The organism is Klebsiella sp. CSG-1 (assembly GCF_056521145.1).
Genome location: NZ_JBWNLD010000005.1, coordinates 391,684 through 405,783, shown reverse-complemented (window position 1 = coordinate 405,783; position 14,100 = coordinate 391,684). Strand labels below are relative to the sequence as shown.

At 56.9% G+C, this 14,100-nt stretch carries 14 protein-coding genes; 2 read left to right on the top strand and 12 right to left on the bottom strand.

What is annotated here, in order from left to right; genetic code table 11:
- Nucleotides 1-32 precede the first annotated feature (32 nt).
- Entirely contained in the window at nt 33-728 is a 696-nt protein-coding gene (gene yhhW / locus AC007G_RS15155) for a quercetin 2,3-dioxygenase (protein ID WP_032690425.1), read from the bottom strand.
- Nucleotides 729-849: 121 nt separating this feature from the next.
- A complete protein-coding gene (locus AC007G_RS15150) occupies nt 850-1,887 on the bottom strand; it encodes an oxidoreductase (protein WP_032690424.1) in 1,038 nt (345 codons plus the stop codon).
- Nucleotides 1,888-2,243: 356 nt separating this feature from the next.
- Here AC007G_RS15150 and yhhY point away from each other — a divergent pair, with 356 nt between their 5' ends.
- Nucleotides 2,244-2,720 (top strand): N-acetyltransferase, encoded by a 477-nt coding sequence (yhhY, locus tag AC007G_RS15145; RefSeq protein ID WP_162180063.1) that lies wholly within the window; start codon nt 2,244-2,246, stop codon nt 2,718-2,720.
- 236 nt (nt 2,721-2,956) lie between these two features.
- Here yhhY and ggt read toward each other — a convergent pair whose 3' ends face one another.
- Nucleotides 2,957-4,699, bottom strand: a complete 1,743-nt coding sequence (ggt, locus tag AC007G_RS15140; protein WP_032690422.1) for a gamma-glutamyltransferase — start codon at nt 4,697-4,699, stop codon at nt 2,957-2,959.
- A 119-nt stretch (nt 4,700-4,818) separates the two neighbouring features.
- On the opposite strand from ggt, the gene AC007G_RS15135 reads away from it, so the two are divergent.
- The gene (locus AC007G_RS15135; RefSeq protein ID WP_064793760.1) at nt 4,819-5,142 is read left to right on the top strand and encodes a DUF2756 family protein; all 324 of its coding nucleotides are present in this window, start codon (nt 4,819-4,821) and stop codon (nt 5,140-5,142) included.
- 18 nt (nt 5,143-5,160) lie between these two features.
- Here the strand turns inward: AC007G_RS15135 and ugpQ are convergent, their stop codons facing one another.
- The 9 genes from ugpQ to livH form a co-directional block, all read right to left on the bottom strand.
- Nucleotides 5,161-5,901: a glycerophosphodiester phosphodiesterase gene (gene ugpQ, locus AC007G_RS15130; RefSeq protein WP_032698648.1), complete on the bottom strand. Its 741-nt coding sequence runs from the start codon at nt 5,899-5,901 to the stop codon at nt 5,161-5,163.
- Nucleotides 5,898-6,968, bottom strand: a complete 1,071-nt coding sequence (locus AC007G_RS15125; protein WP_032690420.1) for a sn-glycerol-3-phosphate import ATP-binding protein UgpC — start codon at nt 6,966-6,968, stop codon at nt 5,898-5,900. Before AC007G_RS15125 ends, ugpQ begins: the two co-directional genes overlap by 4 nt.
- A gap of 1 nt (nt 6,969) precedes the next feature.
- Nucleotides 6,970-7,815 (bottom strand): sn-glycerol-3-phosphate ABC transporter permease UgpE, encoded by an 846-nt coding sequence (gene ugpE, locus AC007G_RS15120; protein ID WP_032698646.1) that lies wholly within the window; start codon nt 7,813-7,815, stop codon nt 6,970-6,972.
- On the bottom strand, nt 7,812-8,699 hold the full coding sequence (gene ugpA, locus AC007G_RS15115) for a sn-glycerol-3-phosphate ABC transporter permease UgpA (RefSeq protein WP_032690419.1): 888 nt from the start codon (nt 8,697-8,699) through the stop codon (nt 7,812-7,814). Before ugpA ends, ugpE begins: the two co-directional genes overlap by 4 nt.
- Before the next feature lie 107 nt (nt 8,700-8,806).
- Nucleotides 8,807-10,123, bottom strand: coding sequence for a sn-glycerol-3-phosphate ABC transporter substrate-binding protein UgpB (gene ugpB, locus AC007G_RS15110; RefSeq protein ID WP_032690418.1), 1,317 nt, complete (start codon nt 10,121-10,123; stop codon nt 8,807-8,809).
- A 285-nt stretch (nt 10,124-10,408) separates the two neighbouring features.
- On the bottom strand, nt 10,409-11,122 hold the full coding sequence (livF, locus tag AC007G_RS15105) for a high-affinity branched-chain amino acid ABC transporter ATP-binding protein LivF (RefSeq protein ID WP_094898159.1): 714 nt from the start codon (nt 11,120-11,122) through the stop codon (nt 10,409-10,411).
- 2 nt (nt 11,123-11,124) lie between these two features.
- Nucleotides 11,125-11,892 carry a high-affinity branched-chain amino acid ABC transporter ATP-binding protein LivG gene (livG, locus tag AC007G_RS15100; protein ID WP_032690417.1) on the bottom strand — a complete coding sequence of 256 codons (768 nt, stop codon included), beginning with the start codon at nt 11,890-11,892 and terminating at the stop codon, nt 11,125-11,127.
- Nucleotides 11,889-13,166, bottom strand: a complete 1,278-nt coding sequence (gene livM / locus AC007G_RS15095; protein WP_032690416.1) for a branched chain amino acid ABC transporter permease LivM — start codon at nt 13,164-13,166, stop codon at nt 11,889-11,891. Before livM ends, livG begins: the two co-directional genes overlap by 4 nt.
- Complete coding sequence (livH, locus tag AC007G_RS15090; RefSeq protein WP_004868550.1) at nt 13,163-14,089, bottom strand: high-affinity branched-chain amino acid ABC transporter permease LivH; 927 nt, start codon at nt 14,087-14,089, stop codon at nt 13,163-13,165. Before livH ends, livM begins: the two co-directional genes overlap by 4 nt.
- Nucleotides 14,090-14,100: the final 11 nt, after the last annotated feature.

Below are 14,100 nucleotides of genomic sequence, written 5' to 3'. Positions count from 1 at the left end.
GCGCAATTTATTTACCCATCTGCACAACGGAATCAGACCGGCGGCAGATCGAACAGCAGGATCTCGCTATCGCTGTCGGCGTGTACGGAAATCGCCTGCTCGTCCCAAATCGCCAGGCCATCGCTGGTGGTCGCTTTGGTACCGTTAATCGTCACTTCGCCTTTCACCACCTGGATCCACACGCGGCGTTCCGCGGCAATCTGATGTACCGACTGTTCATCTTTCAGCAGCGCCCAGCGGTACAGTTCCATATCCTGGTGCACTTTCAGTGAACCGTCACGAGCATCCGGCGACAGAACCAGCTGTTTGCCCTGCAGAGCATCAAAGCGACGCTGTTCGTAGCGCGGAGTGATGCCGTTTTCTTCTGGCATAATCCAGATCTGGTACAGATGCAGTTTTTCTGTCTCGCTTGGGTTGTACTCGGAGTGACGGATCCCGGTACCTGCGCTCATGATCTGGAACTCGCCCGCCGGAACCTGCTCTTTGTTACCCATGCTGTCCTGATGCTCAACCGCCCCTTCCAGCACGTAGGTCAGGATTTCCATATCTTTGTGCGGATGGGTACCGAAGCCCTGGCCGGCATCAATCACGTCATCATTGATAACCCGCAGTGCCGAGAAGCCCATGAAATTCGGGTCATAATAGTTAGCGAAAGAGAAAGTATGCCAGGAATCCAGCCAGCCGTGGTTAGCGTGACCGCGTTCGTTAGCTTTGCGTAAGTAGATCATGTTGCACCCCCGTATGTTTTCGATGGAGTCAGTGTGGACTCAATCTGCTCACGATCATAGAGGGTGAAAATTGACTCCTCTGTTCAAAAAATATGAATAATTACAGAGGAGCCAGGAAGGCTTATTTATCTAAGGTTATCGTGGCCGGAGAGGGCTGTTCAAACCCGCGTCCGAGGATCTCCATATTCGTGAGAACGTCAGATTCCTTGACGTAATTTGGCTGACCGTTAACGAGGGTTTCATACAGCGCATCATAGACCCGCCCATAGTCGCCGGTTTCAATCGGGATCTCTTCCCGCACGGTTTCACCCGCCTCATTGACGTACTCCAGCAGGCCAAACGTATCGTCCGCGCCGAATCCTGGCTCACCCGGCATAATATTGGCTTTCAGGCTGGTTTCCTGCCGATCGATACCATATTTGATAAACGAACCTTGATGGCCGTGAACGATAAACCTCGGGTACGCCAGCTTCACCAGGTGGCTGGTTTTAACAATGGCCTTCAGGTCGCCGTAGAACAGCTGGGCTTCAAACGTGTCATCCGGGTTGGCTTTGTTGCGCAGGCTGCGGATGTCATAAGCCACGTGGTCCGGGCGGCCAAACAGCGAGATGAGCTGATCCAGCGTATGCACGCCAAGACCGTAAAATGTGCCATCCTGCGGGACTCCGGGCTGGGTTTCTGCGACCGGGCGATAGAGGTCAAAATGGCTCTCAACTTCCACGATCTCACCCAGTTTGCCGCTCTCAATCACCTTTTTCATCGTCAGGAAACAGGAATCAAAGCGGCGGTTCTGGTATGGCGTCACCGTCAGTCCCCGACTCTTCGCCAGTGCAAAGAGCGCCTTTGCCTCTGCTAGCGTGGAGGTAAACGGTTTTTCTACCAGCACATTTTTACCTGCTTCCAGCGCCCGCTTTGCATATTCGAAATGGCTGTCCGCATGGGTACAGACGATCACCAGTTTTACCTGCGGGTCGTTGAGCACTTCGTCGAGGTCGCTGGTGAAATGAATATGAGAATACTGCGGCGCCTGCTCCTGCGGCTTCGCGCTGCGGCGATAGATATGCGCGACGCGCCAGCGGTCTTTGCGGTGCAGAACATAAGGAAGATGGTAGCGGGTCGTGCTTTTGCCAAACCCAATAAATGCGCAGTGCAGAGTCATACAGCCGTCCTTTGTTGAGGTTTCTGCTGCTCACCATAGCGCACCCCGGCGACGAACTTAACTCTTAACCCATTCAAGATGGTGGAAATGACCGGCAAAAAAGCCAAAAAAAAAGCCAGCACCTGGCTGGCTAAAGTAATACTGGAAGCAATGTGAGCAATGTCGTGCTTTCAGGCTTTCCGCAAGGGTCTCCCTGAATGCAGGACAATAATAATCATTCTCATTCGCACTTGTCTACCTCTTTTTGCAAAAATTAGGCGTTGACGCATTTTTTAAACTCAGGGATGTTTAAAAGGCCAATAAAGTGGATGAAGACCGCGATGCCGCGGCACAGGAGAAGAGGAATGAGTGACATAGTGATACGCCACGCCGAACCGCGCGATGCAGAACCTTTACGCCAGCTGACGGCCCACCCGGAGGTCTATCACGACACACTACAGCTTCCTCACCCCTCGATGGAAATGTGGCAAGAACGTCTACAGCCCAGGCCTCACAGCCACCATCTGGTCGCCACTCTTGACCATAGCGTCGTCGGTCACCTGATGCTCAGCGTCGAGCCGCGGCCTCGCCGGAGCCACGTTGCCACCTTCGGAATGAGCGTTGACGCAGCGTTCCACGGACGTGGAGTGGGCAGCGCGCTGATGCGCGAGATGATCAACCTGTGTGATAACTGGCTGCGCATCGAACGTATCGAGCTAACGGTATTTGCCGATAATTCATCCGCGCTGGCGCTATACCGGAAGTTCGGTTTTGAAATTGAAGGAACCGGCAGGAAATTTGCCCTGCGTAACGGCAAGTATGTGGATGCGCATTTCATGGCGCGCCTCAAGTAACCACTCAGCATTGCCCGGCGGCGCTATGCCTACCGGGCCCGTGATTGTGCATCATTCTGTAGGCCGGGTAAGGCGTCAGCCGCCACCCGGCGTGTTATCCGCGGTTCCCCAAAATCTCCACGCTACCGGCCAGGCGATGAACCAGGGAGACGGTAAATCCCCCCATTATGGACAATCGGGGATTTGCCCGGCGGCGCAAGGCTTACCGGGCCCGTGGCTTGCCCCTGGCAAATCAATCAGTAGCCCGCCGTCAAATCACCGGGCGAGCGCGGATCGGACGCGCCATACAGCGTCCCGTCCGGGCCCACCATAATGCTCTGGGTACTGCCCATCGCCTCTTTCAACGCCACTTTCTGCCCTTTCTGCTCCAGCAGCTTCAGCGTATCCGGGCTAAACCCCTTCTCCACCCGCAGCTCATCCGGCAGCCACTGATGATGGAAGCGCGGCGCATTGGTGGCTTCCGCCACGTTCATACCGAAATCAATGGTGTTGACCACCATCTGCAGTACGGTGGTAATAATGCGACTGCCGCCCGGACTGCCGGTCACCAGCCAGGTTTTCCCCTCTTTCACCACGATAGTCGGCGACATCGACGACAGCGGACGTTTTTTCGGCCCGACGGCGTTGGCATCGCCGCCCACCAGCCCGTAGACATTCGGCACGCCAGGTTTCGCCGAGAAGTCATCCATCTGGTTGTTCATCAGTATCCCGGAGCTACCCGCCACAATACCGGTCCCGAAGGTGGTATTGAGCGTATAGGTGACCGCCACCGCGTTACCCTCTTTATCCACCACCGAGAAATGGGTGGTCTGGTTACTTTCATACGGCGCCAGTTTGCCCGGACGAATCTGGCTCGAAGGTTTGGCTTTGTTGATATCAATCTGTTCAGCAATCGATTTGGCGTAGGCTTTGTTGGTGAGCGCTTGCCACGGTACTTTGACAAAGTCCGGATCGCCGAGATACTCCGAGCGGTCGGCATAGGCATGCTTTTCAGCTTCCGCCATGACCTGCATGGCGTCTGCACTGCCGAAGCCATATTTATGCATGTCGAAGTTTTCGAGGATATTGAGGATCTGTACGATGTGGATCCCCCCGGATGAAGGCGGTGGCATCGAAAACACCTGATAACCGCGATACTCGCCGCTTATCGGCGTACGCTCGACCGCCTTGTAGCCGGCAAGGTCGGCTTTGGTGATCAGGCCGCCGTTTTTGTGCATTTCGTCGGCAATCTGATCGGCAATCGTCCCTTTATAAAAGGCATCCGGGCCATGCTCCGCGATCAGCTCAAGGCTTTTGCCCAGCTGTTTTTGCACCAGTTTGTCGCCTTTCTTCAGCGGCTCGCCGTTTTTCCAGAAGATGGCTTTACTGTTCGGGTGACTGGGGATGACTTCACTCCCGTAGGTCTTCAGATCGTCGGCCAACGCATCGTTCACCGTGAAGCCCTCTTCCGCCAGCTTAATCGCCGGGCGGATCACCTTGTTCAACGGCATGGTGCCGTATTTTTCCAACGCTAATGAGAATCCCGCCACGGTGCCCGGCGTACCGGAAGCCAGATGCGAAGTGAGCGATTTTTTGCTATCCGGGTTGCCCTGATCGTCAAGGAACATATCCCGGGTGGCCTGCTCAGGCGCCATTTCGCGAAAATCAATCGCCGTCGTTTTACCGTCTTTGGTCCGCAGCATCATAAATCCACCGCCGCCAATATTACCGGCCTGTGGATGCGTGACCGCCAGCGCATAGCCCACCGCCACCGCGGCATCGACGGCGTTACCGCCCTGACGCAGAATATCCACCCCGACGCGGGTTGCCATCGCATCCACCGAGGCAACCATCCCCTCCCGGGCACGAACCGGGTGAAAGACATCTTCTTCTACACCATAAGAAACGGGCGGCGGGGTGGGATTTGCGGCGACGGTAAAACTTCCGCCGGCCAGCAAAGCAGCGATGACCACCTGACGCCAGGAACGCGTGTTTATCATTGTCTTACTCCTGAAGTGTTTTTTTCCCCGCTTAAGCCTGGTTGATAAGTCCTAAAAAATCATTGTTATGCCGAAAAGGAGGTACACTTAAGTGATCCCACGCACGGGAGGAGAGAACCATGAAAGCACTATTATTTCTGGCGGCGCTGCTGCCGCTAAGCGTCCTGGCACAGCCACTCAACACCACCAATAATCCCAACCAGCCGGGGTACGTCATCCCCAGCCAGCAGCGGATGCAAAATCAGATGCAGGTGCAACAGCAGCAGCACCAAAGCATGCTGAAGCAGGATATGCAGAGCCAGACACGCGCCCAGCAACAGCATCTCCAGACGCAGATCAACAACAACCAGCAGCGGGTCATTCAGAGCGGTAATTTGAATTCGTCGCAGCAGATGTTGCCGAATAACAACGGAGGGATGTTGCAACGGCAGACGACGCCATAACGGCCGTCTGCCGATGGATCAGGCCTGGAAGTCAGGACCGATGACATCAATGGCATCGGTACAAATGCAGTCCACGCCCCAGCGCAACAGCTCAGCCGCCCGCTGGGGTTTGTTGACGGTATAGACGAGGATGTGCAGACCCGCGGCCTTCAGGCTTGCCACTCGCGACTCATCCAGCAGTTTATGGTTAAGGTGGATCGAAACGCACTCCAGGCGCGTGGTCAGCTCGCGCCAGTCCTCGCGCCACTCATCCAGCAGCAGCCCGCGCGGCAGCTCAGGCACCGCCTGCTGCGCCGCCTCCAGCGCGTCAATTTCAAACGATGAGAGCAGCGGCGGCGTCATCCCCTGCCACAGCTCACGGGCCGCCAGCGCCACCGCTTTCCCGGTGAGCGGCCCGGTGCCGGTCGTTGGTTTAATCTCGATATTCGCCATCATGCCGTGCTGACGGCAGCGCTCGGCAACCTCGGCCAGCAGCGGCAGCGGCTCGCCTTTGAATTCATGGCTATACCAGCTTCCGGCATCGGCTTTCAGCAGTTCGCTCCAGGCCAGCTCGCCGGCGACGCCCCAGCCGTTGCTGGTGCGCTCGAGATGGTCATCGTGCAGCAAAAAAATCTGTCCGTCTTTCGATAGCTTGGCGTCAAACTCGATCATCGTATGCCCGAAACGGGCGCCGACGTCGATGGCCGCCAGGGTGTTTTCCGGCGCCAGTTTCCCGCCGCCACGATGGGCGACGATGTGAGGATAAGGCCAGTGACTCATGCGCGTTGTCCTGTTTCACCATCAAAGAGGTGCAGATGATCCTCGGGCAGATGCAGCCACAGCGTGCTGCCTGCTGACGGACGCTGCTGATGCGGCAGCCTGACCACCAGTTTCTGCTCGCCCCAGCGACCGTGGGCAAGGTTATCGGCACCTAAAATTTCCAGCGTATCCATCACTAGCGGTACGCCACCTTCCGCCTGGGAGCTTAATGCAAAATGCTCCGGGCGGATACCTAACGTCATCTTACGCCCGGCATGGCGGCGATGCTCGCCATTCATCGGTAAACGCAGGCCGCCTTCCAGTTCAAAACGACGACCATCTTCGCTGATGCGCCCGTCCAGCAGGTTCATCGCCGGACTGCCAATAAAGCTCGCCACAAAGCGGCTGGCCGGTTTCTCGTACACCTCGACGGGGGTGCCAATTTGTTCGGCAATACCTTTATTCATGACCATCACCCGCTGGGCAAGCGTCATCGCTTCCACCTGGTCATGCGTGACGTACAACGAGGTGGTTTTCAGACGACGATGCAGCTGCTGAAGTTCAAGACGCATCTGGACGCGCAGCTTGGCATCGAGGTTCGATAGCGGTTCATCAAACAGAAATACCGCCGGGTCGCGCACGATGGCGCGGCCCATCGCCACACGCTGGCGCTGACCGCCGGAGAGCTCGCGCGGGCGGCGCTTGAGTAGCCCGTCCAGCTCCAGAATGCGCGCCGCTTCCTGCACCCGTTCGGCGATCAGGCCTTTGCCCATACCGCGTATTTTTAGCCCCCAGGCCATGTTCTCTTCCACGCTCATGTGCGGATAAAGCGCGTAGTTCTGAAACACCATCGCGATCCCGCGATCCTTCGGTTCCATCTCGGTCACACGCTGGCGGTTAATCCAGATATCGCCGCTGGTCACGCGTTCGAGCCCGGCGACCATGCGCAGCAGCGTTGATTTCCCGCAGCCGGACGGTCCGACCATGACGATAAACTCCCCGTCCGCGACGTCCAGCGTCAGCGGTTGAATCACCTGGGTTTTGCCATCCCAGCTTTTGGTTACAGCCTGTAGTTTTAAACCTGCCATTTTATTTCTCACTGTCCACTAAACCACGCACAAACGCCCGCTGCATGGCTAAAACGATAACGACCGGGGGAATCAGCGTCAGCAGCATCGCGGCCATCACCTGATTCCACTGCGTGGTGCCTTCTCCGGTGGCGATCATGCCTTTGATACCCGCCACTGCGGTGCCAAGATTGACGTCCTGAATAATCAACAGCGGCCACAGATATTGGTTCCAGCCGTAGATAAAGGTGATAACAAACAGGGCCGCGAGATTGGTTTTCGACAGCGGCAGCACGATGTCGCGGAAAAAGCGCATCGGTGAGGCGCCATCGATACGCGCCGCTTCAATCAGCTCGTCCGGCAGGGTCATAAAGAACTGGCGGAACAGGAAGGTGGCGGTCGCCGAGGCCATCAGCGGTAGCGTCAATCCGGCATAGCTGTCGAGCATCTTCAAATTGGCGATCACTTCCACGGTGGGAAAGATACGTACCTCAACCGGTAGCATCAGGGTAATAAAAATCATCCAGAAGAAGAGGTTACGCAGCGGAAAGCGGAACCAGACGATGGCGAATGCGGAGAGCATCGACACCACGATTTTGCCCACCGTGATGCTGAAGGCCATGATGAAGCTGTTGAGCATCATCAGCCAGAATGGCGCGCTGTTCACGCCAACGCCCTGAGTCCAGATGGTCGCCATATTTTCCAGCAGATGTCCGCCGGGAATCAGCGTCATCGGCGTCTCAAAAACGGCTTTGTTATCCAGCGTCGCGGCAACAAACGCGACATACAGCGGGAACAGGATCACGGCGATCCCCGCAATCAGCATGGTGTGGCTGAAAATCGTCAGCCCGCGACGGTTCTCAATCATTGGTAGCGCACCTTACTTTCAACGTAGCGGAACTGAACGACCGTCAGCACAATCACCAGCAACATCAGAACCACCGACTGGGCGGCGGACGCCGACAGGTCGAGCCCGGCGAAACCTTCGCGATAGATCTTATAAATCAACGTAGTGGTTGCCTGTACCGGGCCGCCGGCGGTGGCGGCATCGATCACCGGGAAGGTATCGAAGAAGGCGTAGACCAGGTTGACCACCAGCAGGAAAAAGCTGACCGGCGCAATCAACGGCAGCGCCAGTTTAAAGAAGCGGCGAATCGGCCCGGCGCCGTCAATGGCGGCAGCCTCAACCAGCGAGCGCGGGATCGACTGCAATGCAGCGAAGAAAAACAAAAAGTTATAGCTGATCTGCTTCCACACCGAGGCAAAGACCACCAGAAACATCGCCTGGCCGCTGTTCTGCGCATGGTTCCAGTCGTAGCCCATCTCGCCGAGGAAATGGGTTATCAGCCCACGACCGGGGTTAAAGAGGAAAATCCACAGTACCGCCGCCACCGCTGGTGCTACGGCATAGGGCAGCAGCATCAGGGTTTGATAAAAGCGGCTGCCGCGCACGACATAATCCACCAGCGCAGCAAAGAACAGAGAAATCATCAGCCCGCTGAAAGTCACCAGGCTACTGAACTTGATGGTGGTCCAGAACGAGTCCAGATAGTACGGGTCGTGGAACAGGGTCACGAAGTTGTCCAGGCCAACGAACTGGCTGGAAAGACCAAACGGATCGACGCTCTGTAGTGAGTACCACAGCGCTTCGCCCGCGGGCCAGATAAAGAAAATAATGGTGATAATCAGCTGCGGCGCGACCAGCACATAAGGCAGCCAGCGCGAGCGGAATACCGGACGGGATGATGACATAGATGGACTCTTTTCCAGAAATCGCCGGGTGGCAGCTTCGCCTTACCCGGCCTACACATGGCACGTCGTCGGCCCGGTGAACATAGCGCCACCGGGCATTTCAACTATTACGATTTAGTTGATTGCTCGAAGCGGCGCAGCAGTTGGTTACCACGTTCAACCGCTGAATCCAGCGCCTGTTGTGGCGTCTTCTTCCCGGTCCACACGCTTTCCAGCTCCTCATCCACAATGGTGCGGATCTGCGGCATGTTGCCCAGACGCAGCCCTTTGGTGAACGGCAACGGCGGCTTGTTCAACATCTGACGAGTGGCAATATCCGCGCCGGGATTCTTATCGTAGAAGCCCTGCTGGCGGGTCAGGTCATAAGCGGCGGTGGTAATCGGCAGGTAGCCGGTTTTCTGATGCCATTCTGCGGCGATTTCCGGTTTAGCGAGGAATTCCAGGAATTTCGCCACCCCGGTGTAAGTCTCTTTATCTTTACCCTGCATCACCCACAGGCTGGCCCCGCCGATAATGGCGTTCTGCGGCGCCCCCTTCACGTCGGCGTCGTACGGCATCATCCCCACGCCGTAGTTGAACTTCGCGTACTGGCGGATATCGGCCAGCGAACCGGAAGAGGCGGTGGTTATCGCGCAGTCCCCGTTATAGAACTTCTCGGTAGACTCATCTTTACGCCCGAAGTAGCTGAAATCGCCCTTCTTGTTCATCGCTTCCAGCATGGCGATATGCTTGACCTGCTCCGGCTTGTTGAACTCCAGAACCGCATCAGTCCCGTCGAAGCCGTTGTTTTTGGTCGCCACCGGCAGGCCATGCCAGGCGCTGAAGTTTTCAATCTGAATCCAGCCCTGCCAGCCGCTGGCGTAACCGCACTTCATCCCGGCGGCTTTCAGCTTATCGGTATAGGCCGCCAGCTCTTGCCAGGTTTTCGGCGGCTGCTCCGGGTCTAAACCGGCTTTTTTGAAGGCGTCTTTGTTGTAGTACAGCACCGGCGTGGAGCTGTTAAACGGCTGGGAGAGCAGATGGCCACTTTTGGAATCGGTGTAGTAACCGGAAACGGTCGGGACGAACTGCGATTCATCAAATTTGATACCCGCATCGCTGAACACCTGATACACCGGCTTAATGGCTTTCGAAGCCATCATTGTCGCGGTACCCACTTCATAAACCTGAAGGATCGCCGGCGCATTGCCGGTACGGAATGCCGCAATGCCGGCACTCAGGCTCTGTTCATAGTTACCTTTGTACACCGGCGTAATTTTATAATCCGGATTGGCCGCGTTGAAACGTTGCGCCAGAGAATCAACTTCTTTACCCAACTCCCCTTCCATGGAATGCCAGAACGGAATATTGGTCACTGCCAACGCCTGACCGGCACATGCCAGGCTGAGCGCCAGTCCTAAAGCTGTATGTCGTAACGATATCATCGGTTATCTCTCTTGTTGTTCCAGATGCGCGATTTCACGCGTTTTATGTTCGCGGGGGTAACATGACATGCTCGAATTACAGAAAAATAACTTTTTTATTACAAAAAAAAGATAGTAACGCGTCAGAGAGATGGCAAGACGATGAAGGATTGGAGACAGGAAAGTGGGAGCTGAGGCACGTACAGGGGGCGGAACGGTTCCCGGGGTCGGCGCAGGCGCCTCGCCCGGGTGATGAGTGCAGTTTGTCGCCCGGCCAGACCAGGCGCCGCCGGGGAAAATAACGAATTAGCCGCCCAGATAGGCGCTACGCACCGCCTCGTTAGCCAGAAGCCGCTCGCCGGTGTCTTCCAGCACGACGTGACCGTTTTCCAGCACATAGCCGCGGTCAGCCAGCTTCAGCGCCTGGTTGGCGTTCTGCTCGACAAGGAAGATAGTCATCCCCTGTTCGCGCAGCTGTTCGATGGTGTTGAAAATCTGCTGGATGATGATCGGCGCCAGTCCCAGCGAGGGTTCGTCAAGCAGCAGCAGGCGCGGCTGGCTCATCAGCGCCCGACCAATCGCCAGCATCTGCTGCTCGCCGCCGGACATGGTGCCCGCACGTTGAATACGGCGTTCAAGCAGACGCGGGAACAGTTCGTAAACCCACTTAATACGGCTCTGGAACTGGTCTCGATCGGCAAAAAAACCGCCCATCGCCAGGTTTTCTTCAACGGTCATACGCGAAAAGACGCGCCGCCCTTCCGGGACAATCGCCACCGCTTCACGCATGATTTTTGCGGTCTGCCAGTCGGTAATATCTTTCCCATCGAAGACCACTTTTCCGCTGGAAGCCCGCGGATCGCCGCACAGGGTACCCAGCAGCGTGGTTTTCCCCGCGCCGTTGGCACCGATCAGGGTCACGATTTCCCCCTGATTAATATGCAGACTGACGTTATGTAGCGCCTGAATCTTGCCGTAGTGGGCGCTTACGTTGTCAAAAGATAACATCACTTTTTCCATACTTATGCCTCACCAAGGTATGCGCGGATCACGTCCGGGTTATTGCGGATCTCTTCCGGCGTACCGTTAGCCAGCGGCGTGCCCTGATTGACCACATAAATACGATCGGAAATGCCCATCACCAGCTTCATATCGTGCTCAATCAGCAGGATGGTGGTGTTGTGATGACTGCGCAGCTCGGCGATCAGCTCGTCCAGCTCTTTGGTCTCTTTCGGGTTCAGACCCGCAGCGGGTTCATCCAGCATCAGGATTTCCGGCTGGGTCACCATACAGCGGGCAATCTCCAGACGCCGCTGGTCGCCATAGGCCAGGTTACTGGCCTGGCGGTTAGCATGCTCCAGCAGGCCAATACGCTCCAGCCAGGTCGCGGCGCGATCCAGCGCTTCGCTCTGTGCGCGGCGGAAGGACGGGGTTTTCAGCAAGCCGGAGAAGACCCCGGTTTTCAGCTGCTGATGTTGCGCCACCAGCAGGTTTTCAATCACCGTCATTTCGCGGAACAGACGCACGTGCTGGAAGGTACGGACCACGCCCATCCGGGCGATCTGCTGTCCCGGCAGCCCTTCCAGGTGCTGATCGCGCAGCATGATGGTCCCGCCGGTCGGCTTATAAAAACCGGTCAGGCAGTTGAAGACCGTGGTTTTCCCGGCGCCGTTAGGGCCAATCAGCGACACGATCTCCTGCGGGCGCAGCTCCAGCGACACGTTGTTGACCGCCAGCAGGCCGCCAAAGCGCATCATCAGGCCGCTGACGGATAATAATGGCTGACTCATGCCTGCTCTCCTTTCGCCTGACCTTTTTTCAGCTTCAGCTGCGGACGCGTCATCGGCAGCAGACCCTGCGGACGCCAGATCATCATCAGCACCATCAAACCACCCAGCATCAGCATGCTGTATTCGTTGAAATCACGCATCAGCTCGCGCGATACCACCAGCAGCACCGCGGCGAGAATGACCGCAAACTGCGAGCCCATCCCACCCAGAACCACAATCGCCAGCACGAAAGCCGACTCGGCAAAGGTGAAGGATTCCGGGCTGACAAAGCCCTGGCGCGCGGCGAACAGCGTACCGGCAAAACCGGCAAACGCGGCGCTGATGGTAAAGGCGGTCAGCTTGATGCGCGTCGGGCTAAGGCCCAACGAGCGGCAGGCAATTTCGTCTTCACGCAGCGCTTCCCACGCGCGGCCCAGCGGCATACGCAGCAGGCGGTTAATCACAAACAGCGACAGCACCACCAGCAGCAGCGCCACCAGATAAAGGAAAATCACCCGATCGCCCGGGTCGTACTTCAGGCCGAAGAAGTTACTGAAAGTATCCCAGCCGCCTTCACGGGCGCTGCGGCTAAACTCAAGGCCAAACAGCGTCGGTTTTGGAATCTGGCTGATGCCGTTGGGACCACCGGTGATTTCGGTGTTATTAAGCAGCAAAATACGCACGATTTCGCCGAAGCCAAGCGTGACGATCGCCAGATAGTCGCCGCGCAGACGCAGCACCGGGAACCCCAGCAGGAAGCCCGCGGCGGCGGACACCAGCCCTGCCAACGGCAGACAGGTCCAGAAGCCAAGACCGTAATAGTGGTTCAGCAGCGCAAAGGTGTAAGCGCCGATGGCGTAGAAGCCGCCATAGCCCAGCACCAGCAGACCGGACAGCCCCACCACCACGTTCAGCCCAAGACCGAGAATGATATAGATCATGGTCAGGGTGGCGATGTCCACCGTCCCGCGCGACACCATAAACGGCCACGCCACGGCGATAACCAGCAGCGCTATCAGGAACAGCTTCTGCTTGACCGTCGAACCGTCGATAGCCGGCATAACAAACTTCGGCCCGGAGACGTTTTTCAGGGTTTTCTGGAACAGCGGACGCATCAACTGGAAGAAGAAGACCACCGCGGTGCCGATGAAGATCCACTGCCAGCGGATATCGGCGGCGGTATCCACAACCAGTTTGGTGCCATCCAGCTCCAGCTGTACGCCCATAAACACGCCAGCCAGGACAAAGAACATCGCCGCAGACAGCAGCGACATAGCAATATGCATCGGTTTCATACTTTCTCGACCTCCGGGCGACCCAGAATGCCGGTAGGCATCACCAACAGCACCAGAATCAACAGGGCAAAGGAGACGACGTCTTTATATTCCGTGCTGAGATAGGCAGACGAAAGCGCTTCGGCAATACCGAGGATCAGACCGCCGATCATCGCCCCCGGGATACTGCCGATCCCACCCAGTACCGCAGCGGTAAAGGCTTTCATCCCGGCCATAAAGCCGATATACGGGTTAATAACGCCGTAGAACTGGCCCAGCAGTACACCTGCTACCGCCGCCATTGCCGCGCCGATAACAAACGTCAGGGCAATCACCCGGTCGGTATTGATACCGAGCAGGCTCGCCATTTTGAGGTCTTCTGCGCAGGCGCGGCAGGCGCGGCCCATGCGTGAATAGCGGATAAACAGCGTCAGTGCCAGCATCGCCACAAAAGTCACGACCCAAATCACCAGCTGCATCGTGGTGACGGTCGCGGCGAAGTTTTCGCTGCTGCCGATAATCCACTGGCCGTTAAACAGACTCGGCAGCGCGATATCGCGCGAACCTTCCGTCAGGCTGACGTAGTTTTGCAGGAAAATGGACATCCCGATGGCGGAAATCAGCGCAATCAGACGCTTGGAGCTGCGCACCGGCCGGTAGGCCACGCGTTCAATGCTCCAGCCGTAGGCGCTGGCGATAATAATCGCCCCGATAAACCCGGCGGCCACCAGAAGCCAGCTGGTATCAATCCCCATCATCATGAGGGCGGCGATGATCATGAAGGAGACGTAGCTGCCAATCATGTATACCTCGCCATGGGCGAAGTTAATCATGCCGATAATGCCGTACACCATCGTATAGCCGATGGCGATCAGCGCATAGGTACTGCCCAGCGTGACGCCGTTAAACATCTGCTGCAGAAAGTAGAGAAACTGCTCGGACATAAGGTAACCTT

Excerpts from the sequence above, each read along its gene's own strand:
- ugpQ (WP_032698648.1), bottom strand. The coding sequence starts at position 5,901 with ATGAGTCACTGGCCTTATCCTCACATCGTCGCCCATCGTGGCGGCGGG.
- livG (WP_032690417.1), bottom strand. The coding sequence starts at position 11,892 with ATGAGTCAGCCATTATTATCCGTCAGCGGCCTGATGATGCGCTTTGGC.
- yhhW (WP_032690425.1), bottom strand. The coding sequence starts at position 728 with ATGATCTACTTACGCAAAGCTAACGAACGCGGTCACGCTAACCACGGC.
- AC007G_RS15135 (WP_064793760.1), top strand. The coding sequence starts at position 4,819 with ATGAAAGCACTATTATTTCTGGCGGCGCTGCTGCCGCTAAGCGTCCTG.
- livF (WP_094898159.1), bottom strand. The coding sequence starts at position 11,122 with ATGGAAAAAGTGATGTTATCTTTTGACAACGTAAGCGCCCACTACGGC.
- ugpE (WP_032698646.1), bottom strand. The coding sequence starts at position 7,815 with ATGATTGAGAACCGTCGCGGGCTGACGATTTTCAGCCACACCATGCTG.
- livM (WP_032690416.1), bottom strand. The coding sequence starts at position 13,166 with ATGAAACCGATGCATATTGCTATGTCGCTGCTGTCTGCGGCGATGTTC.
- AC007G_RS15150 (WP_032690424.1), bottom strand. The coding sequence starts at position 1,887 with ATGACTCTGCACTGCGCATTTATTGGGTTTGGCAAAAGCACGACCCGC.
- ggt (WP_032690422.1), bottom strand. The coding sequence starts at position 4,699 with ATGATAAACACGCGTTCCTGGCGTCAGGTGGTCATCGCTGCTTTGCTG.
- ugpA (WP_032690419.1), bottom strand. The coding sequence starts at position 8,699 with ATGTCATCATCCCGTCCGGTATTCCGCTCGCGCTGGCTGCCTTATGTG.
- livH (WP_004868550.1), bottom strand. The coding sequence starts at position 14,089 with ATGTCCGAGCAGTTTCTCTACTTTCTGCAGCAGATGTTTAACGGCGTC.
- ugpB (WP_032690418.1), bottom strand. The coding sequence starts at position 10,123 with ATGATATCGTTACGACATACAGCTTTAGGACTGGCGCTCAGCCTGGCA.
- AC007G_RS15125 (WP_032690420.1), bottom strand. The coding sequence starts at position 6,968 with ATGGCAGGTTTAAAACTACAGGCTGTAACCAAAAGCTGGGATGGCAAA.